The organism is Corynebacterium striatum ATCC 6940, assembly GCF_000159135.1.
Classification (GTDB): domain Bacteria; phylum Actinomycetota; class Actinomycetes; order Mycobacteriales; family Mycobacteriaceae; genus Corynebacterium; species Corynebacterium striatum.
In genome coordinates, this window is the sequence record NZ_GG667522.1 from 13,981 (window position 1) to 33,546 (window position 19,566).

Genomic DNA, 19,566 nt, shown 5'->3' on the forward strand with positions numbered 1-19,566 from the left:
TCCTTAGCTGAGGTAGGAACTAAACCCAGGACGCTTCATAGGACCTAGATCACACCCTTCCGCTCGTCGTTTAAGAATCACCGAAATTACACTTGGTGCAAAGTTGCATCAAGTGTAAAGTTGCACAGTGTGCAAGAAGAAATGTCATTACGCGAGCAGAAGCGCCTCGAAACGCGGCTGCGCATCGAAGACGCGGCCACTTCCCTAGTGGACAAGCGCGGATTCTCCGCTACCACGATCGAGGAAATTTGCGAACATGCAGGAATTTCTCGGCGCACGTTCTTTAACTACTTCGATTCTAAAGACTCCGCTGTACTCGGTTCCCCGAGCGAGATGTTTTCGGACGATCAGCGGACGTATTTCCTTAAAACTCCAACTGAAGATCTTCTGCATCTGACCGTTGAACTCGTCAAGACCCACATGCGCGGCCACCACGCCAACCATGAAATTGCTGCGAGACGCCGTCGCATTGCAGGAGACCCGGACGCGGCCGCGGCGTCGTTTAGCCGCAAGCGAGCCAAGTCCACGGAAATCGCAGAACTCATCAAGCTGCGACTCGAGAAGAACCCCGAGCTCAGCTTGTGCCCGGATGTTCTGCCGGAAACGGAGGCGCTGCTCATCGGCGCCATCGTTCGAGAAGCGCTATGGATTGCCACCGCTTCCCCTGAAATCAACTGCGCAACCCCATTCGAGGATCGCCTCGACGACGCATTAAAACTCGTGATTAATTTTTCCAAAGGACTGAAATGGTAGATACCGCACTGACTCCGGCAAATAATGTCGGTGCAGCCGAGCCGGCCAAGGCCGCAGCTGCAGAAAAGAAAGAAAACAACGTCGGTTTGGTCTTCTCCGCCCTCGTGCTCACCATGCTGATGAGCTCTTTGGGCCAGATGATCTTCTCCTCTGCTCTGCCTACCATCGTCGGTGAGCTCGGCGGCGTGGACCACATGAGCTGGGTCATCTCCGCCTTCTTGGTCACCATGACCATCGCCATGCCGATCTCTGGCAAGCTGGGTGACATGGTGGGCCGCAAGTGGCTCTACATCGGCGGCATTGCTGTCTTCGTGATTGGATCCGCGCTCGGCGGCTTCTCCAACACGATGAACTGGCTCATTGTTGGCCGCGCAATCCAGGGCTTCGGCGCTGGATTCATGATGATTTCTTCCCAGTCCATCATCGCTGAGGTCACAACCGCCCGTGAGCGCGGCAAGTTCATGGGCATCATGGGCGGCGTCTTCGGCCTGTCCTCCGTGCTTGGCCCAGTCCTTGGCGGCTGGTTCACGGATGGGCCTGGTTGGCGTTGGGGCCTGTGGATGAACATCCCGCTTGGCCTACTCGCAATCACCGTCTGCACGTTGGTCCTGCACCTACGCGTTGGCGATACCGATTTGCGCAAGTTCGACGTCTTGGGCGCAACTTTTATCGCAATCACCACTGCTTCCCTCATTCTCATGACCACCTGGGGCGGCACTCAGTACGAGTGGTCGGACCCAATCATCATTGGCCTGGGAATCACCGTTGTCATCGGCGCCATCATCACCGTGATCGTCGAGTCCAAGGCGAAGGAACCGCTCATCCCAGTGCACCTGTTCAAGAATCGCAACATGGTTCTGACCACTGCTTCGGGCACTGTCCTGGGCCTCGCTATGTTCGGCGTGCTCGGCTACATGCCTACCTACCTGCAGATGGTTCACACCCTTACCCCAACCAAAGCAGGTCTCATGATGATTCCGATGATGGTCGGCCTCATCGGAACTTCCACCATCGTGGGCTTCATCATCGCTCGCACGGGCCACTACAAGATGTACCCAATCATCGGCTTTATCATCACCACGGGCGCATTGTTCTGGATGTCTAAGCTGACCGTTGCTACCACCCTTACCCAGCTGGGCGCTGAGTTCTTTGTCTTCGGCGTGGGCCTTGGCTTCGTGCAACAGGTTCTGGTCCTCATTGTCCAGAACTCCTTCCCCATCGCTTTGGTTGGTACTGCGACTGCGGCCAACAACTTCTTCCGCCAAATCGGCGCTGCGGTTGGTGCTTCCCTGGTTGGCTCGCTCTTCATCCACAACATGAAGGATGAAATGGCAGCAAATATGCCAGCAGCAATCCAGTCCATGGGTCCAGAGGGCGCGCAGTATGCACAGCAGTTCGCAGCCGCAAGCGGCGGTTCTTCCCACTTGACTCCTTCCCTCGTTGCACAGCTTCCGGATGCAATTCAGTCCGTCATCCTGAATGCCTACAACGACGGCCTCACCCCCGTCATCCTGCTGATGGTCCCACTAGCCATCGTGGCGCTGCTTCTCGTGCTTCCAATTACTGAGGAACACCTCAAGGAAGAAATCTCCTAGCGGCACCTTCTCTAGGACGGTAGCTTCGCAACTGATACGTCAAAATCCCCGGCTCAACAGTCAAAGTACCTGTTGAGCCGGGGATTCTTTGCTATATCTCGCTAGTGAGTGCCCTCAGCAAATTCCTCAACGATCTTCGCATTGAACGCAGGAAGGTCATCCGGGGTGCGGGAAGATACGAGGCCCTGATCGACGTGGACTTCTTCATCCACCCAGGTTGCACCTGCGTTTCGCAGATCCGTTTTGAGCGACGGGAACGACGTAAGAGTACGGTCCTTAAGCACGTCAGCGTCAGTAAGAATCCAACCGCCGTGGCAGATAACGCCCAGTGGACGGCCTGCCTCAACGTGCTTCTTCACGATTTCCACTGCGGCTTCGTCCATACGAAGCGCATCTGCATTACTCGTGCCACCAGGGAGCACGATTCCGTCGAACTTCTCACCCCGTACATCAGCAGTGGTTGCATCGACGTCGACGCTTGCGCCTTTCTTACCGCTAATGGTGCCTGCCTCAGGGGCAATGACCTTGACGGTTGCACCCGCCTCGCGAACGGCATCGGCCGGCGACGTCAGTTCGGAATCCTCGAAACCGTCGGTTGCGATAATGGCAATTGTCTTAGTGGAAAGATCCGCCATGATTTACTCCTTAGTGTTTCGTTGCTAAGTACGGATCCCACTGTAACCGCGGCTAGCAGTTCTCGCAGAGCCGTGGAGCCCATCCCTGTCAACGGCATGCCGGGCGTCAAGCCCCCTGCAATTCAAGCTCTTCGCACATTGAGAACAGCAAACACAGAGTTGGTACCTAATCGGCTACTGGTTGCGCCGCCTTACGCTTTTCCTCCGGCTTAGGAAGCAGCAGCTCATAGACGTCGGTATCGCGCCACTGGCCCGCCAGTTCGCCGTACGTCATCTTCGCCATGTGCGAGTAAGTTCCAACCTTGACGAATCCGCGCGACTTGTGCAGGCCTGCCGAGCCTTCGTTCTCCGGGAAAATCCAGGAGTGAATGGCCCACTTATGCAGGTCGATGCAGGTCGCAATGAGCTTATCCAAAAGAGCACCTGCAACACCGCGCCCCTGTGCCTGGGCACTGATATAGATAGAGTCCTCAACAACGCCGTGGAACACCGAACGGGAGGAAATCTGGGCAGCGGAAACCCAGCCCAAGACTTTGGAGTCATCGTCAGCTTCAACTGCAACGAAGACGGAGGGCATGATCTTTGCCTTGGTGAATTGCTCAAGGGTAAGCGAACGCGTCTCATACGTCGCGTGGCCGGTGTTCAGGCCCTCTTCATAAATCGCCCGCATTTGGGGATAGTCGGCCGTGACGAACGGACGAATAGTGAAATTCTTCGCGGGTTTGTTTTCTGTCATGTTCTTTATTATTCCAAGACGGTTGCCTATACGGCTATATAAATAATGCAGCGTTAGCTAGCAGTGATCATCCCTGGTTACGTGGGATAAACGCGACGTCGCCAAGCACTGTGTGCACGGCTTATGTTTCGTTTTCCAACAAGTCCGTGACCAGCTCCGCGATGGCCGAGCGTTCCGATCGCTGCAACGTGATGTGCGCAAAGAGCTCATGCCCCTTGAGCTTCTCAATCACCGCCTGGACACCATCGTGGCGGCCCACGCGTAGATTGTCGCGCTGGGCGACGTCGTGAGTCAGCACCACGCGCGAACCCTTACCCAAGCGGGAAAGAACCGTGAGCAAGACATTACGCTCCAAAGACTGCGCCTCATCCACGATGACGAATGAATCGTGAAGGCTGCGGCCGCGAATGTGCGTCAGCGGCAGGACCTCGAGCAAACCGCGATCCTGCACTTCCTCCATCACGTTGTCAGAGACCAGCCCCTCCAAGGTGTCGTAGACCGCCTGCGCCCACGGATTCATTTTCTCGGCCTCGGTGCCTGGCAGGTAGCCCAGGGACTGGCCGCCCACTGCATACATCGGGCGGAAGACCACTATGCGGCGGTGCTCCCTCCGCTCGAGAACTGCTTCCAGTCCTGCGCACAACGCCAGGGCTGACTTACCTGTACCGGCGCGTCCGCCCAAAGATACGATCCCTACATCGGAGTCCAAGAGGAGGTCCAACGCCACTCGCTGCTCTGCTGAACGGCCCTGCAAGCCGAATGCATTGACTTCGCCGCGGACCAGGCGAATAGTGCCCTCTGCTGTAACACGCCCCAACGCCGATTGACCGCCAGCGTTCAGAGTCACACCGCAATGCACAGGCAGCTCTTCTACGGCAACGCCCGCCTCAGTCAGTGCACCATCGACCATGACTTCCCCATCACGGTAGAGCGCATCAACGACATCAGTCGAGGTATGCACTACGGCCATGCCCGTGTAACCAGTAAGCACAACGTCCTGTGCGTGATACTCATCCGCTGGGAGCCCAACCGCGCCGGCTTTGACACGCAGCGGTACATCCTTGGTTACCAGTACCGTGTCCTTGCCCTCGTGAGCCAGGTTCAACGCACACGCAAGGATACGGTGATCACCTTCGGACCCACGGAATGCTGCTGGCAGCAGGGACTGGTCTTGGTGATTGAGCTCTACGCGCAGCGTTCCGCCATCAATGTTTACTGGAACCGGCTGATCCAAGGCGTCATAAGAGCCGCGAAGGTCCTCCAAAAAGCGAAGAGCTTGGCGGGCGAACCAGCCAAGCTCAGGGTGATGACGCTTTCCTTCCAACTCGGAAATGACAACGATAGGAAGGACGACCTCGTGCTCTGCAAATTTGCGCAGCGCCCACGGGTCTGAAAGAAGGACGGAGGTATCAATAACGTAGGTCTTGGTGGCCACAGCGCCCGGGTGCATCGATTCGGTCAGGACGGACGGGTTAGTCATGATGGCAGGGTTCTCCCTTTAGCTGCCACCTCCCCGCGTGACTCCGCGGGCTCTGCGCAATGTCAGCGCCGCATGGATTGCGAGAAAGTAGCGATAGTGAAGCTGGTTAATTTTCGAAACCCCAAGAAGTTCCGCCAGGGTGATGGTCCTCGCCGATAGCTTTCTTCTTGGTTGTCTTCCAAGCTAGGGGCCGAAGGTTGAAATTACATGGGTGAAAGATGAACATTGCGAAAACGCGAAAATCCCTTGGCTCTTTGAACCAAGGGATAAAGCGGTGAAAGCTTAATCGACGAGCTTATTCAACGGTAGCTTCGTACTCGCCGGAGGCACCCTTCATCCACTTGATGGTGCCGTTGGTGAACTTCTGGACCCAGCCGTTGCCTTCTGCCTGCTCAGGAGCGGTCGGCAGACCAACCTTGTTAGCAAGGCCGCCCTCGCCCTTCCAGGTTTCAGCGATCTTACCGATGATTGGCTGCGCACCAGACTCTTCGTTGAAGGCAAGCAGCTTGTCTTCCGCGAAGGTTGCTAGGGAACCGGCGTCAGTGTTCTCGATGCTCTGGACATCGCCCCACTCGCCAGCCTTCTCCTCGATTGCGGAAGCGAATGCTGCCGGAACCTCAAAATCGCCTGCTGGGGTGTTAATGGTCTTCTTCTCGCCAGAGTCCTTGCCCGCAGCGCCTTCAGAAGCATCTGCGCCCTCAGATTCAGACTCAGAGTCCTTCGCGCCAGTTGCGTCAGCGACAGCGGAACCAGCCTTCTCGGTTGCCTCGTTGGCTGCAGACTTAGCTGCGTCACCTGCGGAGTTAGCTGCATCCTCAGCGTCGGAGCACGCTACTAATGCAAGCGAAAGGGAAGCTGCTGCGAGCCCTGCTGTGAAACGACGGGTGATCTTCTGCATGGGCTACGTTCTTTTCTAAATTTGTTTTCGTAGGAACACAAATAACGCTACGGACGGAAGGCTCACAGCAGCCACCTAATTTTCCGCGATTTGACAAGGAAAATGGCCTATTTCCGTCGTTTCCCCCGCTGAGAGGATTTCTTACTTTTTGATAACAGATAATTTTTTCGTCCCTGAACAGCTCTTTTGTTACCAGCCTGTGACCCACCGCTGGTCTTTTTCTTAGCATTGTTCTGCTTGTGCGCCTTGCCTTGCTCCTTGGCCAGAGCCTCCCGGCGCGCCTGCTTTGCTTTGGACTTCTCTCGAGCACTGAGTTTTACCGCGGTACCGCGCGAAGAATTTTTGGTGCGCCCCTTGGCCACGCCAACGAAAGCCTGGACGTCATCAGCATCGCGTTCCTTTGACCACACCAGCGCAATAGCGGTCCGCGCAACGGTTGGATCATTAAGCCCCAGCGGGACCACCTGCTTTTTGCTCAGCACCTTGAGCAAAGGCCGCGGCGCGATGACGATACCCACGTTCGCGGCCACCACCTGGAGTCCTTCGCGGACCGCGGGAACATCGACCAGTGCGTCATCGCCAATGCGATAGTTCACGTACTCATCCGCCACGTCCGCAGGCTCCACATCCTCCCCTACCTCGGCATAGACGGAGTCCTTCGGCACGGCGATGCCCACGGCTTCTTCATACAGGCGCACCATATGGAAGTCATCGCTAATGCGCTTGTCGACGCCGTCCGCCGGCACGCGCGCCAGCGCCAAGTCGGCGTCGCCCGCCAGTAAGGTGTCGATGGCATCGTCGGAGTCGACCGTGGTGAGGCCACCGTAGTCCGGGTTCGACCGGTAGCGCTCAAACCATTTCCCTGGTTCTGTTCCGGTACTAAAGACGAGTCGCAGCATGCAGACAATATTAGACAATATTACTGGGTGCTATCGCCGGCACCGTTAAGCGGCGGGCACAGCACCACCGGGATAACACGAGCCCTAACTTGCGGCATGACATAGGCATGACATGTACTGCGCAATACTGCTACCGTAGGCAACGTGAATGACATGAATAAACAACCTTCCGGCACCGCTATGCGCGCTCAGACCGCTGCTAAGAAGCTGGGCATTTTCCTGCCTGCTACCCCGGAAGAATTCCAAAATAACGCAGTATCGCACGCGGAACTGCGCGAATTACAGGACAATCCGCCGGAGTGGCTGGTCAAGCTACGCCTTGAGGGTCCGCACCCACGCCCGGTAGTCGCGCAGAAGCTCGGCATCTCGGTCACGGCCCTTAAGAAGAATGACGTGGATCGCCCGATGACCACCGCCGAGATCAAGGAGCTCCTCACCGAAATGCCAGAGTGGCTTGAGGCTGCCCGCAAGGCACATGCCGAGAACCGCGATGGTTCGGGCGAGTCGGAAGACTAAGCTCCAGCAGACAAAAGCGGGGGAGCTACCGCGCGGTTACATCGACCGCGCTTTCCCACAGCCGGGCGTTGATGCGCCCGGTTTTTGTGTTTTCTGGGTCTGCTGTGTTTGCTGCTGCCTGCACCATCTTGCCCTCGACAATCCATCGGGTAACTCGCGTCCAGCCATGCAAAGCGCTCGCGCACCAGGCTTGCAGCTCCAGCGCTTCCTCAAGCCGAATCTCCGCCCGGCGCGGTTTAGGCATCAGACCTGCCTCAACCGTGGCGCGCAGCGTGGTCGATTCCAGCACCCAATTCGCGGGCCCCATGGCAGGCCCCTCCTCGTCGAAAAATATGAGAGCAGCGTTGGCCGCCTCGTGTACTACACCATCTGTGCCATAAAGGAGCACGTCATCCGCGCCATGGCTTTGGGCTTCGGCGCGCAGCGTGCCCAGCAGCGCTAGGTCCGGGCCCTTGGTCAGCGGATGTATGCGCGGATCAGGTGTGGGAGGTACCCACAGCGTGGTTTCAGTGCGCAGCCGTGGCGCCGGGCGCCACACGACGCCGCCGACCGTCACGCGGGGGAACCACTCGCCGTGCTGCGGGGCGTCGTCAAGCGCTGGGTAGCCCGCGCCAAAGCGCGCGCGATGCAGGTCCGGGCGGATGGCTCTCCCCTCCCGTACAAGGAAGGAATCCACCCGCGTATCGACAAGCGCCTCATTTTGGGCCGCAGCTTTATCCTCACTATGCACCATGACTGCCACCTTGCAGCTGCGCAGGGCTAAGCCCCAGGTGATTGAGAAGCGGGCGGGCCTTGACCATGGTTTCTTCCCATTCGGCTGCCGGATCACTCACGGCGAGGATCGCGCCGCCCACTCCGTAATAGGCACCTCGCTCATTGCTCACGACGGAGCGGATGACCATGGAGAAGTCCGCAGTACCGGTCAGCGAGAGGTAGCCGTAGGCACCCGAATAGACGCCACGCCACGTGCCCTCCAGTTCACTGATGATGCGCATCGTGCGTTCCTTGGGCGCGCCTGTCATGGAACCACCGGGAAAGGCCGCGCGGATGGCGTCAACCGGGCTAGCGTTGGTCTTGAGCCGTCCGGTCACCTCGCACATAAGCTGATGCACCGTAGCGTAGCTGCGCACCTCAAAGCCACGTGGCACCGTGACGCCATCGCACACGCGGGCCAAGTCATGGCGAACCATGTCCACGACCATGAGCAGTTCAGAGGTGGTCTTGGCGTCCCGCAGCAGCTCCTTGTGCACAGCATCTTCTGCGGGGTCCGCGCTGCGCGGGCTGGTTCCCTTAATCGGTGTTGAGGAGACCATGCTCCATTCGTCGATGCTCAAGAAGTGCTCAGGCGACGTCGAGAGCAATGCGTTTCCAGCAAAGCCCAGGTATCCCGTGCGCTTGCTGGGATTGTCTTCGCGCAGCTTCAAAAAAGTCTCCAGCGGCTGCGGCAAAGGTTCCAGCTCAATGCGGTTGGTCAGGCATACCTCGTATGTCTCGCCGCGTACCTCAAAGTCTTGCGCTGCTGCGATGAGGCGCAAGTACTCCGCCTCGTCATGTATGAGCCTGCCCGAGGATTCCCACGGCTTTGATGTCCCCGTCTGAGCTTTAACTGGTGGCAAATCCCAATCGGCATCGTCCGCGAAGCTCAACAAATAGGTTTTGTTCTCTTCATGATCAATAACGATTGCTCGATCGCAGAACACGAACTCCGCGTCCGGGCCAGGTGCCGGCGGGAAGGCGGTATGTGCCTCCTCGAGTCCAATCTCGTATCCCAGGTAACCCACCCAGCCCAGCGCAAAGTCGCAGCCTGGAATGGGCGCGCCGACGCGCGGTGGCAGGACAAACTCTTCGTATTCACGCGCAGCATGATTAAAGAATCCCGCATCATCCCCTGCTGAAATTGTGTAACTCAGATGCCGCGCACGCGGGCCTGAATCGTCGCCCAGGATGCCGAACCGGCCAGCGTCTAGCCAAAAGACATTGCCGCGCAGTCTCCTGGCGATGTCTTTGATCGGCAGCGGCTCGTCGAGGGTACGCACCGCAAAGTACTCGGCCGCATAGTAGCGCCGGGCGAGTTGGAGGAAGTTGGCTATGAGCCGCTCCCCTGCGTCCGTCATCAGGGACTCGGGGTGAAACTGCACGCCCCAGCGCGGCAGGCTGCGGTGCTGGATCGCCATGACGAGGGTGTTCAAGGAAGCGTCGTGGGGCGCATCAGTGGCGCGACAGGTGGCGGTGACCTCGAAGCATTCAGGGACTTCGTGAGTGACCAGGGAGTGGTAGCGCACCACTCTATACGGGTTTTCAAGGCCCGCGAACAGGCCAGTCCCGTCATGGTCAACGTGGTCAACCACGCCGTGTGCAGGGGCGGGGGCTGGGCCGACTACACCGCCTTCTAGGTGCACCATCGCTTGGAGTCCAAGGCACACGCCGAGAATAGGACCGGCGAACTCGCGCAGCACATCCGCGCTGATTCCCAAGTCAGCAGGGTTGGCCGGGGTGCCTGGCCCGGGTGAGATGATGGCGGCGTCGTAAAGCGCCAGATCCACCTGGGCCCACGGGGTGTCATTAGGCACCACCGTAGGCTCAGTGCCAGTCACCCGCCGAACGTAGTCCACGAGGTTGAAGGTAAAAGAATCGTGATTATCGACGATCAGCAGGTGCATGGCAATGGGTTGTGTGAATTAGCTTGGAAGGAAGCTTTTAGACGAGCTTCCAGTCCTCGAGGCCATCGTAGAGCGGGTACTGCTCAGCGATCTTGGCAACGCGTCCGCGCAGGGTCTCAACATCAGCGTTCTTGCCCTGCGCCAGAGCGGTACCAATGATGTCAGCAACCTCAGTGAACGCAGCTGCGTCCAGGCCACGGGTAGCAAGTGCCGGGGTACCGATACGCAGGCCGGAAGTAACCATCGGCGGGCGAGGATCGTTCGGCACAGCGTTACGGTTCACGGTGATGCCCACCTCGTGGAGGAGGTCCTCAGCCTGCTGGCCGTCGAGCTCAGAGTTGCGCAGATCAGCCAGAACCAGGTGCACGTCGGTACCGCCGGTCAGAACGTCCACGCCGGCAGCCTTTGCGTCAGCAGCGGTCAGACGCTCAGCAAGGATGCGTGCGCCCTCGAGGGTACGCTCCTGGCGTTTCTTGAACTCCTCCGAAGCGGCGATCTTCAAAGCAATAGCCTTAGCAGCGATGACGTGCATCAGTGGGCCGCCCTGCTGACCTGGGAAGACGTTGGAGTTAATCTTCTTAGCGTAGTCCTGCTTAGCTAGGATCAGACCGGAGCGTGGGCCGCCCAAGGTCTTGTGAACCGTGGTGGAGACAACGTCAGCGTGCGGAACTGGAGATGGGTGCAGGCCTGCAGCAACCAGACCAGCGAAGTGGGCCATGTCCACCCACAGCTTGGCGCCAACTTCGTCGGCGATGGAGCGGAAGGCCGCAAAATCCAGGGTGCGCGGGTATGCGGACCAGCCGGCGATGATGACCTTCGGTTGCTCCTTGATGGCCTGCTCGCGCAGCTTGTCCATGTCGATGCGCATGGTCTCTGGGTCAACCTCATATGCGGCGACGTCGTACAGCTTGCCCGAGAAGTTCAACTTCATGCCGTGAGTGAGGTGGCCACCGTGTGCCAAGGACAGACCCAGGATCTTGTCGCCCGGCTCCGCCAGGGTGGACAGAACCGCAGCGTTTGCCTGCGCACCGGAGTGCGGCTGGACGTTAGCGAACTCAGCGCCGAAGAGCTCCTTGGCACGGTCACGCGCCAGATCTTCGATGACGTCAACGTGCTCGCAACCACCGTAGTAGCGGCGCCCTGGGTAGCCCTCAGCGTATTTGTTGGTGAGGACGGAACCCTGTGCCTGCAGAACGGCACGTGGGACGAAGTTCTCAGATGCGATCATCTCAAGGGTGTCGCGCTGGCGGGCGATCTCACCATTAATGGCGTTAAATACGTCCGGGTCCAGCTCGCGCATCTCTTGGTAGCGCACGTCTGCGGAGTTGTTGGCAGTCATGGAAGCGTTGATTCCCTTCTCGGTTGCTTACAAGGTCGGTTCAAACCTGCTCTACATATTAACTGCCACGCCCCCACGCGGGGGCTGTTGCAGCCACTAAATACATGCAACTTTCACCAAGGACCGATGAAGTGCGACAATTAGGCAATGGCGCGTATTACCGACACCAGTCCCTACCTCGACTTTGACCGCGAAACCTGGCGCCAGCGACGCTTGTCGATGCCCCAGGTTCTTACCGCCACGGAAGTTGAGGCGCTTCGCGGTATCGGCGATCGCATTGACCTCGACGAAGTCGCTGACGTCTACCTTCCGCTGTCGCGTCTTATTCACTTGCAGGTCGCAGCACGCCAGGAACTGACCGCCGCCACCGAAGAATTCTTGGGCAACGACCCCGCCCACGTTCCTTTCGTCATAGGCATCGCGGGTTCGGTGGCTGTAGGTAAATCCACCACCGCCCGTGTACTCCAATTGCTGCTCCAGCGTTGGGATTCCCACCCGAAAGTGGATCTGGTCACCACCGATGGCTTCCTCTACCCCGCGGATATTCTCAACGAGCGCGGCCTCATGCAGCGTAAAGGTTTTCCAGAGACCTATGACCGCCGCAAACTCATGCGTTTTGTCACCGACGTGAAGTCCGGCAAGGCTGAGGTCAAGGCGCCAGTGTATTCGCACATTTCCTACGACATTTTGCCCGATGAATACCAGGTGGTGCGCCGTCCCGACATCCTGATTCTGGAGGGCCTCAACGTCCTGCAGACGGGCCCTACCTTGATGGTCTCGGATCTGTTCGACTTCTCCATCTACGTCGACGCGCGGGTGGACGACATTGAGCATTGGTACATCGAGCGCTTCCTCCACCTACGCCACACCGCGTTCCGTGAGCCGGGCGCGCACTTCGCGTCCTATGCGGAGATGGATGACAGCGAGGCCCGCGCGCAGGCCCGCGAGATTTGGCAGTCCATCAACTTGCCAAATCTTGTGGAAAATATTCTGCCCACGCGTCCCCGCGCCTCACTCGTACTGCGCAAAGGCTCACACCATTTGGTGGAAAAGGTGCGCATGCGCAAGCTTTAGGAGTTGCGCTGTGCCCATTGAACGATGGGCGCCAGCTCCGCAAAGTTGGTCTCATCGACGTCGCGCTCGTAGCAATCGACCATGTTCTGCTCGTTCGGGGTACGGTCCTTCTTCTGACGCAGCGCGGCGATCATGGTCTTCATGATCATCTTGTGTTTGAACTTTAGCTCCGAATAGTTCAGCCGACCTGGCAAATAAAAGTGCTCGACGGCGGGCTTTTTCGCCAGCGGAATCGCGAGTTGGTCCTTCGCGCGCGCTTCCTCAAGCAGCGTCATCCCAACGACCACGACGGCCACTGGGCGGTCACCAAAGTCATGCTTCTTTACAAAATCGGCGGCGGTAATCGATGGGCCATGCACCGGGGACATGACGATGAGCGGTTGCTTGTCGACGCCCAGCTTGTCCAGGTGTGCTTGATTCTTAGCGTCAGCGAGCGGCAAGATTTCGGCGTTGAGCTGATTTGCCAGCTCCTGGGCGTAGCGCTGGGTAGAACCGTAAACAGAGTCGAAGATTACGGTGGTCATGGAGACCTACTTTCCGAAACGGCGGGAGCGTTGCGAGTAATCACGCAGCGCTCGGAGGAAATCGACGCGGCGGAATGCCGGCCAATAAGTGTCAGTAAACCAGATCTCGGAGTATGCCGCCTGCCAGAGCAAGAATCCGGAAAGACGCTGTTCACCGGAGGTGCGGATGACCAGATCTGGGTCCGGCAGCCCCTTGGTGTAGAGGTGGCTAGTGATGGCATCTGCGGTCACCGAGTCGGCGATTTCCTCTGTACTATGCCCCTTCTGAGCCTCGTCGCGGATGAGATTTTGGACGGCGTCGACGATTTCCTGGCGGCCACCATAGCCCACGGCGATGTTGACGATGACGCCCTTGTTGTCCTCGGTGGCCTGCGCTGCGGCGCGCATCTTCTCGGTAACCTCAGCAGGTAATAAATCAAGGTGTCCAACGAGTCGGATTTGGCAGTCCAAGTCCCCCTCGGACAGGTGCTTTACCACGTCGGAGATGATGTCGAAGAGCAGCTGCACTTCTTGGGTGCTGCGCTTAAGATTCTCCGTGGAGAGCAGATAGATGGTGACGACCTCAATGTCAGTGTCTTTGCACCACGAGATCATCTCACTGATCTTTTTTGCGCCCTGCCTGTGACCGTGGCTGATATCAGTAAAGCCGGCTTCCCGAGCCCAGCGGCGGTTTCCGTCCGCCATGATGGCTACGTGGCGTGGCTGCGGTTTTCCTTTAATCGCGCGCGCCAAACGTGCCTCATAGACGGGGTACAGCAACTGGCTCAGGAAGCTCACTATTTTTCCTTACACAACATTCCGGTTTCGACGCATAGAACTTCGCCTACAAGAAAGAACGCTTACTGTTGTCAAATACACCGGCTTCCTTCATTGCCGCATCGACGGCTTCGTCGTCGAAAGGATCAATGCCATGGTCTTGAGCAAACATGGTACGACGGCGGAAACGGGAGTAGCGGCGGTGGAAGTTCCAGCCAGCAAACAGGACGGCCGCGCCCATCAGGGCGAGGATCAACAGGCCGATAGGTGAAGCTTTACCGAACTCTGGGCCCATGGGGCCTTCCTTTGCACCCTGGGCAAGGAAAAAGACATTGGTCTGGATGTCACTTGCAGCAAGAACTAGCGAATCAATTGCGCTCATATCTTAAGACTCCCCTACTTCAGTAATTCCTGCAAATAAATCGCTTTCTGGAAGCTCAGTCGACACACGAGTCTGCGCAAGCTCGAACTCCTCCGTTGGCCACAGGCGCTGCTGGACCTCTACGGATGTGGCCAAGAACGCGCCGGCCGGATCGATCTGCGTCGCATGCGCACGCAGGGCATCATCACGGTTTTGGAAGTAGTCTGCACACTCAACCTGAGTGGTCACTCTTGCCATAATGTCGCCGAATGCTGTGTCCCATCGCGCAAGCATAGGACCGTACGGGCTGGACTTGCCTTCTTCCTCGAGAAGGTCGTGGAAGAGCTTCATGCGCTGATAGACAAATCCGTGAGTGTAGTAAAGCTTCTGTGGCTCCCATGGCTCGCCGAGCCCTGGGTGGTAGGACGGATCTCCTGCCTTCTCCCAGGCAATCATGGATGCGCGGTGCACCATGAGGTGATCTGGGTGCGGGTAGCCGCCAATCTCGTCGTAGGTGATGATGACCTGGGGGCGGAACTCGCGAATCGTCTTCACTAGCTCTTGCGCTACCTCATCGTCTGGGATGAGAGCAAAACAGCCCTCGGGCAGCAATCTCTTAAGTTCCGGATCGAATGGATCACCACCGGGGAGACCAGAGTCAACATGGCCGAGCCACTGGTGCTTAACACCGAGAGCCTTCGCGGCTTGTGCCATCTCTTCGTGGCGGATGGCTCCCATATTTTCTTTAACGCCTGGCTTATCCATGGCGGGATTAATAACGTCACCGCGCTCGCCGCCGGTGCAGGTAAGAACGAGCACTTCTGCGCCCTCGGCTGCATACTTAGCTGTAGTGGCGGCCCCCTTGGAGGATTCATCATCGGGGTGCGCGTGGATGGCTAGCAGGCGCTTGTCGCTCACTGTGGGTTCATCTCCTCTAGCACTGGTATAGGAACAGGGGTCCAGTGTAGTGGATAGTTTGAAAATCTTGAGTGTTGGATAGACTATTGACTATGACTTCCGCCGGTACCCCTCGTTCAGGTGCTCGCTACGGTGCCCGCCCCTCGGCAGACAACTCTGCGACTAAGACCTCAAGCTTTACTAATAAGGCCATTGTGCTCGTTTTCGCGGCAATGTTCATCGCCGCGATTTTTTATGGTGTCCAGTACTTCCAAAAGCGCGAGGAGGTCAACGCCAGCATCTCCTACGTCACGCACGAGGTACTGTCCGACGACTCCATCCGCGTCTGGGCTGACGTCACCCGCAACCACATCGATGAGGACGCGTACTGCATTGTCCAGGCCTTCGATTACTCCAAGGCTGAGGTGGGCCGCCGCGAATTTGCTGTTCCTGCCGGCGGCGCTGAGGTGCAACGCATTGCTGTCGACGTCCCCACTAACCACCGCGCGGTAGCCGGCGGCGTTTACGGTTGTTCGGGCAACGTGCCGAGCTATCTCAACATGAATAACCCGGACTATGTGGAGCAGTCCACTAGCTAAACCGGCTCATCTGCTCAGCACAGCAGCAAAGCTGACTCACAACGGTTCTATCCCACAACAGCTTCCCGAACTGTTGCGCTAGGCGACGCCGTGATAATCACCCGCGTGTTCTAGGATTTGTAGCGCTTAGGATAGGTCGCACCTCCTGCGAGTTTGCATGGTGGGAGCTGACCTTTTCCATTAGGTGGGCCCGCAATTGTATAAGGCCCACAATATTTTAGATTCTCCCCGCTTTACGGAAGGTTGCACTATGGCTGAGCAGCAGAAGCAGTACATCACCCCGGAAACCAAGGCCAAGCTTGAAGCAGAGCTGCAAGCGCTTATTGACCACCGCCCGGTAGTCGCTGCGGAAATCAACGAGCGACGCGAAGAAGGCGACCTTAAGGAGAACGCTGGCTACGACGCAGCCCGCGAGATGCAGGACCAGGAAGAGGCCCGCATTAAGCAGATCTCTGAGGTTCTGGCAAACGCCACCACTGAGCGCACCGCTATCCAGGAGGGTGTTGCCGCCATCGGTTCCGTGGTTCACGTTTACTACAACGGTGACAAGGACGATAAGGAAACCTTCCTCATCGGTACCCGCGCTGCTGCTTCTGACAACAAGGATCTTGAGACCTACTCTGAGCAGTCCCCGCTGGGTGCCGCCCTGATCGGAGCGCATGAAGGTGAGACCCGCGAGTACACCGCACCAAATGGCAAGACCATTTCGGTCACGGTGGAATCCGCAGCGCCGTATGATTCAGCTAAGGCCGCAACTCCGCGCCAGGCCTAATTTCATATTCTTAGTTTCAACTCATTCTGGAGAAAGAGCACCCATGAAGAAGTTCTCCCGCTTCGCAACCGCCGGTTTGGTATTCGCTGCAGGTCTGTCTCTGGCAGCTTGCCACCCACCGAACGAGCAGGATTCCACCAGCGAGAAGATCGACAACGCTTCCACCTACACTGGCAAGGCTCCGAAGCCTGCTGAGTCCACGTCTTCGAGCGAGGCATCCGAAAGCACCGCGGCAAACAATCCGGCCGCTTCCGAGTCTGCTGCTGCTAACCCGAACGTCGTGGTTGAGACTCAGGTAGTACCGGCTCTGTAAAACTAAAAACTGGCGCCCATGCACTGTGCATGGGCGCCATTCTTTTTAGTTCGAGTCGTTTCTATCCTTCTTCACGTGCCCATGCTCCGATGACGCCGGGCAGTGCGGCTGGCGGCTCCCCTAATAGATCCCGTCGATTTGGGTCGCTTTCGACTTTGCTGGTGACTGACTTGATACGTCGATCTTCGCCGCCACCACGCCCCATCCCGGCCATCATGGGCATCATCCCGCGCCCCATGGTGCCACGAGCAGCGGCTCCCCCACGTGCCGCAGTCAGAGTTGTGTTGGTGCCACCTCCCAGGTGCGAACCATTGCCGATGCTTCCTGTGCTGAGTGATCCACCACGAGTGCCCGCCGAACCGGCAAGTGTACCTCCGCCCGATCCGCTTCCGGTGCTAAACGCCCCAGGTACACCGGCTCCATTGCCTTGATTTAGCGCACCCGTGTTGCTTAGCCCCAGGGCATGCTTACCAAAACCGTAGCTCTTGCTTGCTGGTGCGCCAATCATGGCGGGAACTCCCGCATGTGAATTCACTGCTGTTAGCCCCGCACCGCTATTGGCTGCAAGCGTCGCTGGATTGATGTGTTGGTTGGCGCCAGTACTCTGCGGGATGGAGCCAACCCCACCCAAACCAGCCGTGGTGTGGCCTATCGGCGCGCCTACCGATGGGCTGGCATTGGCACCACTAGTGACAAGGTCTGCTGCTGAGATCGGCGCACCAAGCTGCGCTAGCGACGCCCTGCCACCGTTGAGCAGGTCTTGGTTAAACTTTTGGATCTCAGAATCTGTCATCCCAAGGCCTTCCAACCCTTCGACCTGGCCATCGACGATTCCAAAAGAGCCAGGGCCCAATTTCCCGCTAGCGATTGCTTCTGCAATCCTTCGCGGCCATACGACCGTGTTGGTGTCAAAACGTTGGCCATTGCCATTTACACCACCAAATTGGCTGCTTACATCGCCGCCGCCTGACGGTGGCATGGTTGTCATTAGCGCATGTTGGAACGGCATCGCGGCAACCACTTGGGTTTGGAGTGCGTTTTGCATAAACGCCAGACCTGCCTGCTCGGCGGCCTTGCGTGCTGCTGGATCAGGAATCGCCATCGCGGACATGGCCAAGGACATTGCTTTGGGCTGCGACGCCATCAGGTTGGCTTGGAAGCCGAAAAGCTTCTGGCTCATCACCTCAGCATTAGCGATGAAGTGATTACCTGATTCCGCCACAGATCGGATCTTTTGTGCTGCCCGCGCGGTTGCTTCACTATCATTTTCGGATTCCAGCGAAGAAGCCGCCTCATTCAATCCATCAACAATTGCCGTGACCTCGTCGGCGAGGCTCTTCCACCGTGAATTGGTTTCTGAGACACTCCAGATTTTCGTATTGAGCAAATCCATTGCAAGGCCAAGAAGGTTATTGCCTACATTCACCACGGGCGTCGTAAACCCGAAAGGACTATATCCAGGTTCCGGTTGGTTCATCACCGGCATTGCTTCGCCCTCAACTGAACCACCGGCGTCAGCGATATCAAGCCCCCGGCTATTCGCTAAATCTTGTGATTCGAAGCCATTAGCGTCAGCTTGCAGCGTGTCTGCCAGCCACTGAAGCTGTTGATCAAATGCCTTCAATGAGTTACTTGCCGAGCCAGGATCAGTAGCGATCACCCTCTGATGAATCGTGCCCACATCCCCAACACCATGCACACTCGAAAAGCTTCCGTCGATTGGCGAAGTCGCCATACCGACAGCGCTCGCACTACGACGAGCTAGCCCCAAAATCACCTGATTCGCCGAGTTCAAGCCTTCAATGTTAATTTTCATTTATCCCCCCGTACTGTATTTAAAACAAGAGCGTCCCAAGTACGCCCTCAGCAGCTAAGCACTTTTCTAGAAAAGTCTTTTGGTTTCCGGCATACGTATACCCAACACTGACATGTCCTCTTTTTGTGTCAAGAGATAAAGTGCAGTTATTGTCGCCCCCAAGTGGACTCTCGAACGCTATCGCCCCCGTCGTCCGACTTTCATATAACACGCGGGAACCATTCTTCAGCTCATGGTCGGACATAGATACGTCGCTTGAGGACAAGCCGACCACACCACCATTTTCTTGTTCCTCGACTAAAGAAAAAACGCACATCACAGAATCCGTAAAATTGAACCCCCTTTCTAGTCTCCGCCCTAGGCCGGCTTCAGCGAGCTTTTCGGCGGGTATTTCGGTGCACGGGTCGAACAGGTCAAAGTCCGGGTCCGTGCGGTCGAAGCTGCCGAATGGCGGCAGAACGCCGTTCCCCTCCCCCTTTGCGGTGATGCTGGAATCCGCACCAGCATCACCGCTGTCGCTCGTGCCATTGGAATCGATGAATCCCCCATCCCCGGTAGCTTCCACAGCGTCCCCCGGATTGTCGGCGTTTTCTGCCGCCTTGTCCATACTTGTGCCGAAAGTGTCCCCCGCCTCCTTTACGGTATCTGGCTGGTTTTCTTTCGCGCTCCATGGAGCAAGTCCTATAGCGCAGCCCGTCAGCACCCCCATGCTGACAATCAGCGCTACAACAATCCCCTGCTGCTTCATGATTACCCTTCATCAGACTTCAATGACGAGTCGGAAGGCCGCTGTTGTGGCTGCTAGCCGCTTGCCGCCTCCCGCAAATAGGATGCACGAATCTGCGCGGCCTGTCGCGTCAAGTTGTGAATTGGGTCAAATTCGGGGCGTCTTCTACGACATAAAGATGACTTACCTAAACCTCAAAATGGGAAAAATTTCCTG

At 57.6% G+C, this 19,566-nt stretch carries 21 protein-coding genes; 7 read left to right on the plus strand and 14 right to left on the minus strand.

Going from position 1 to position 19,566, the window contains the following annotated elements:
• Positions 1–141 precede the first annotated feature (141 nt).
• On the plus strand, positions 142–753 hold the full coding sequence (locus tag HMPREF0308_RS06595) for a TetR/AcrR family transcriptional regulator (protein WP_005529943.1): 612 nt from the start codon (positions 142–144) through the stop codon (positions 751–753).
• Entirely contained in the window at positions 747–2,348 is a 1,602-nt protein-coding gene (locus HMPREF0308_RS06600; RefSeq protein WP_005529945.1) for an MDR family MFS transporter, read from the plus strand. The genes HMPREF0308_RS06595 and HMPREF0308_RS06600 overlap by 7 nt, the downstream gene beginning before the upstream one ends.
• 101 nt (positions 2,349–2,449) lie before the next feature.
• Here HMPREF0308_RS06600 and HMPREF0308_RS06605 read toward each other — a convergent pair whose 3' ends face one another.
• The 5 genes from HMPREF0308_RS06605 to HMPREF0308_RS06625 form a co-directional block, all read right to left on the minus strand.
• Positions 2,450–2,983 (minus strand): type 1 glutamine amidotransferase domain-containing protein, encoded by a 534-nt coding sequence (locus HMPREF0308_RS06605; RefSeq protein ID WP_005529947.1) that lies wholly within the window; start codon positions 2,981–2,983, stop codon positions 2,450–2,452.
• 166 nt (positions 2,984–3,149) lie between these two features.
• Complete coding sequence (locus tag HMPREF0308_RS06610; RefSeq protein ID WP_005529949.1) at positions 3,150–3,719, minus strand: GNAT family N-acetyltransferase; 570 nt, start codon at positions 3,717–3,719, stop codon at positions 3,150–3,152.
• Positions 3,720–3,840: 121 nt separating this feature from the next.
• Positions 3,841–5,199 carry an RNA 5'-3' helicase PhoH2 gene (gene phoH2, locus HMPREF0308_RS06615; RefSeq protein WP_005529951.1) on the minus strand — a complete coding sequence of 453 codons (1,359 nt, stop codon included), beginning with the start codon at positions 5,197–5,199 and terminating at the stop codon, positions 3,841–3,843.
• A gap of 295 nt (positions 5,200–5,494) precedes the next feature.
• Positions 5,495–6,097 (minus strand): LGFP repeat-containing protein, encoded by a 603-nt coding sequence (locus tag HMPREF0308_RS06620; RefSeq protein WP_005529953.1) that lies wholly within the window; start codon positions 6,095–6,097, stop codon positions 5,495–5,497.
• A gap of 107 nt (positions 6,098–6,204) precedes the next feature.
• Positions 6,205–6,996: a LysR family transcriptional regulator substrate-binding protein gene (locus tag HMPREF0308_RS06625; RefSeq protein WP_034657176.1), complete on the minus strand. Its 792-nt coding sequence runs from the start codon at positions 6,994–6,996 to the stop codon at positions 6,205–6,207.
• 153 nt (positions 6,997–7,149) lie between these two features.
• Between HMPREF0308_RS06625 and HMPREF0308_RS06630 the strand changes: the two genes are divergently transcribed.
• On the plus strand, positions 7,150–7,512 hold the full coding sequence (locus HMPREF0308_RS06630) for a DUF5997 family protein (protein WP_005529956.1): 363 nt from the start codon (positions 7,150–7,152) through the stop codon (positions 7,510–7,512).
• 25 nt (positions 7,513–7,537) lie between these two features.
• Here the strand turns inward: HMPREF0308_RS06630 and HMPREF0308_RS06635 are convergent, their stop codons facing one another.
• Genes HMPREF0308_RS06635 through glyA form a run of 3 tightly spaced genes read right to left on the minus strand, consistent with a single transcriptional unit; the run spans position 7,538 to position 11,511 of the window.
• Positions 7,538–8,245, minus strand: a complete 708-nt coding sequence (locus HMPREF0308_RS06635; protein ID WP_005529958.1) for an aminotransferase class IV — start codon at positions 8,243–8,245, stop codon at positions 7,538–7,540.
• Entirely contained in the window at positions 8,235–10,172 is a 1,938-nt protein-coding gene (locus HMPREF0308_RS06640) for a chorismate-binding protein (RefSeq protein WP_005529960.1), read from the minus strand. Before HMPREF0308_RS06640 ends, HMPREF0308_RS06635 begins: the two co-directional genes overlap by 11 nt.
• 37 nt (positions 10,173–10,209) lie before the next feature.
• A complete protein-coding gene (gene glyA / locus HMPREF0308_RS06645) occupies positions 10,210–11,511 on the minus strand; it encodes a serine hydroxymethyltransferase (protein WP_005529962.1) in 1,302 nt (433 codons plus the stop codon).
• Positions 11,512–11,658: 147 nt separating this feature from the next.
• On the opposite strand from glyA, the gene coaA reads away from it, so the two are divergent.
• Complete coding sequence (gene coaA, locus HMPREF0308_RS06650; protein WP_005529963.1) at positions 11,659–12,585, plus strand: type I pantothenate kinase; 927 nt, start codon at positions 11,659–11,661, stop codon at positions 12,583–12,585.
• Here the strand turns inward: coaA and HMPREF0308_RS06655 are convergent.
• Genes HMPREF0308_RS06655 through mca form a run of 4 tightly spaced genes read right to left on the minus strand, consistent with a single transcriptional unit; the run spans position 12,582 to position 15,144 of the window.
• Complete coding sequence (locus tag HMPREF0308_RS06655) at positions 12,582–13,109, minus strand: flavodoxin domain-containing protein (protein WP_005529964.1); 528 nt, start codon at positions 13,107–13,109, stop codon at positions 12,582–12,584. The genes coaA and HMPREF0308_RS06655 overlap by 4 nt on opposite strands.
• A gap of 6 nt (positions 13,110–13,115) precedes the next feature.
• Positions 13,116–13,886, minus strand: a complete 771-nt coding sequence (locus tag HMPREF0308_RS06660; protein ID WP_005529965.1) for an isoprenyl transferase — start codon at positions 13,884–13,886, stop codon at positions 13,116–13,118.
• Between the two features lie 46 nt (positions 13,887–13,932).
• Complete coding sequence (locus tag HMPREF0308_RS06665) at positions 13,933–14,247, minus strand: hypothetical protein (RefSeq protein ID WP_005529966.1); 315 nt, start codon at positions 14,245–14,247, stop codon at positions 13,933–13,935.
• 3 nt (positions 14,248–14,250) lie between these two features.
• Positions 14,251–15,144: a mycothiol conjugate amidase Mca gene (gene mca / locus HMPREF0308_RS06670; RefSeq protein ID WP_005529967.1), complete on the minus strand. Its 894-nt coding sequence runs from the start codon at positions 15,142–15,144 to the stop codon at positions 14,251–14,253.
• A 92-nt stretch (positions 15,145–15,236) separates the two neighbouring features.
• On the opposite strand from mca, the gene HMPREF0308_RS06675 reads away from it, so the two are divergent.
• The 3 genes from HMPREF0308_RS06675 (at position 15,237) to HMPREF0308_RS06685 (ending at position 16,807) form a co-directional block, all read left to right on the plus strand.
• Entirely contained in the window at positions 15,237–15,722 is a 486-nt protein-coding gene (locus HMPREF0308_RS06675; RefSeq protein WP_034657178.1) for a DUF4307 domain-containing protein, read from the plus strand.
• Between the two features lie 250 nt (positions 15,723–15,972).
• Positions 15,973–16,494 carry a transcription elongation factor GreA gene (gene greA, locus HMPREF0308_RS06680; protein WP_005529969.1) on the plus strand — a complete coding sequence of 174 codons (522 nt, stop codon included), beginning with the start codon at positions 15,973–15,975 and terminating at the stop codon, positions 16,492–16,494.
• A 43-nt stretch (positions 16,495–16,537) separates the two neighbouring features.
• Positions 16,538–16,807 (plus strand): hypothetical protein, encoded by a 270-nt coding sequence (locus HMPREF0308_RS06685; protein ID WP_005529970.1) that lies wholly within the window; start codon positions 16,538–16,540, stop codon positions 16,805–16,807.
• A gap of 61 nt (positions 16,808–16,868) precedes the next feature.
• On the opposite strand, the gene HMPREF0308_RS13660 is transcribed toward HMPREF0308_RS06685, so the two are convergent.
• Positions 16,869–18,623 carry a hypothetical protein gene (locus HMPREF0308_RS13660; protein ID WP_005529971.1) on the minus strand — a complete coding sequence of 585 codons (1,755 nt, stop codon included), beginning with the start codon at positions 18,621–18,623 and terminating at the stop codon, positions 16,869–16,871.
• A gap of 19 nt (positions 18,624–18,642) precedes the next feature.
• Entirely contained in the window at positions 18,643–19,371 is a 729-nt protein-coding gene (locus tag HMPREF0308_RS06695) for a DUF3558 family protein (protein WP_005529973.1), read from the minus strand.
• Positions 19,372–19,566 lie beyond the last annotated feature (195 nt).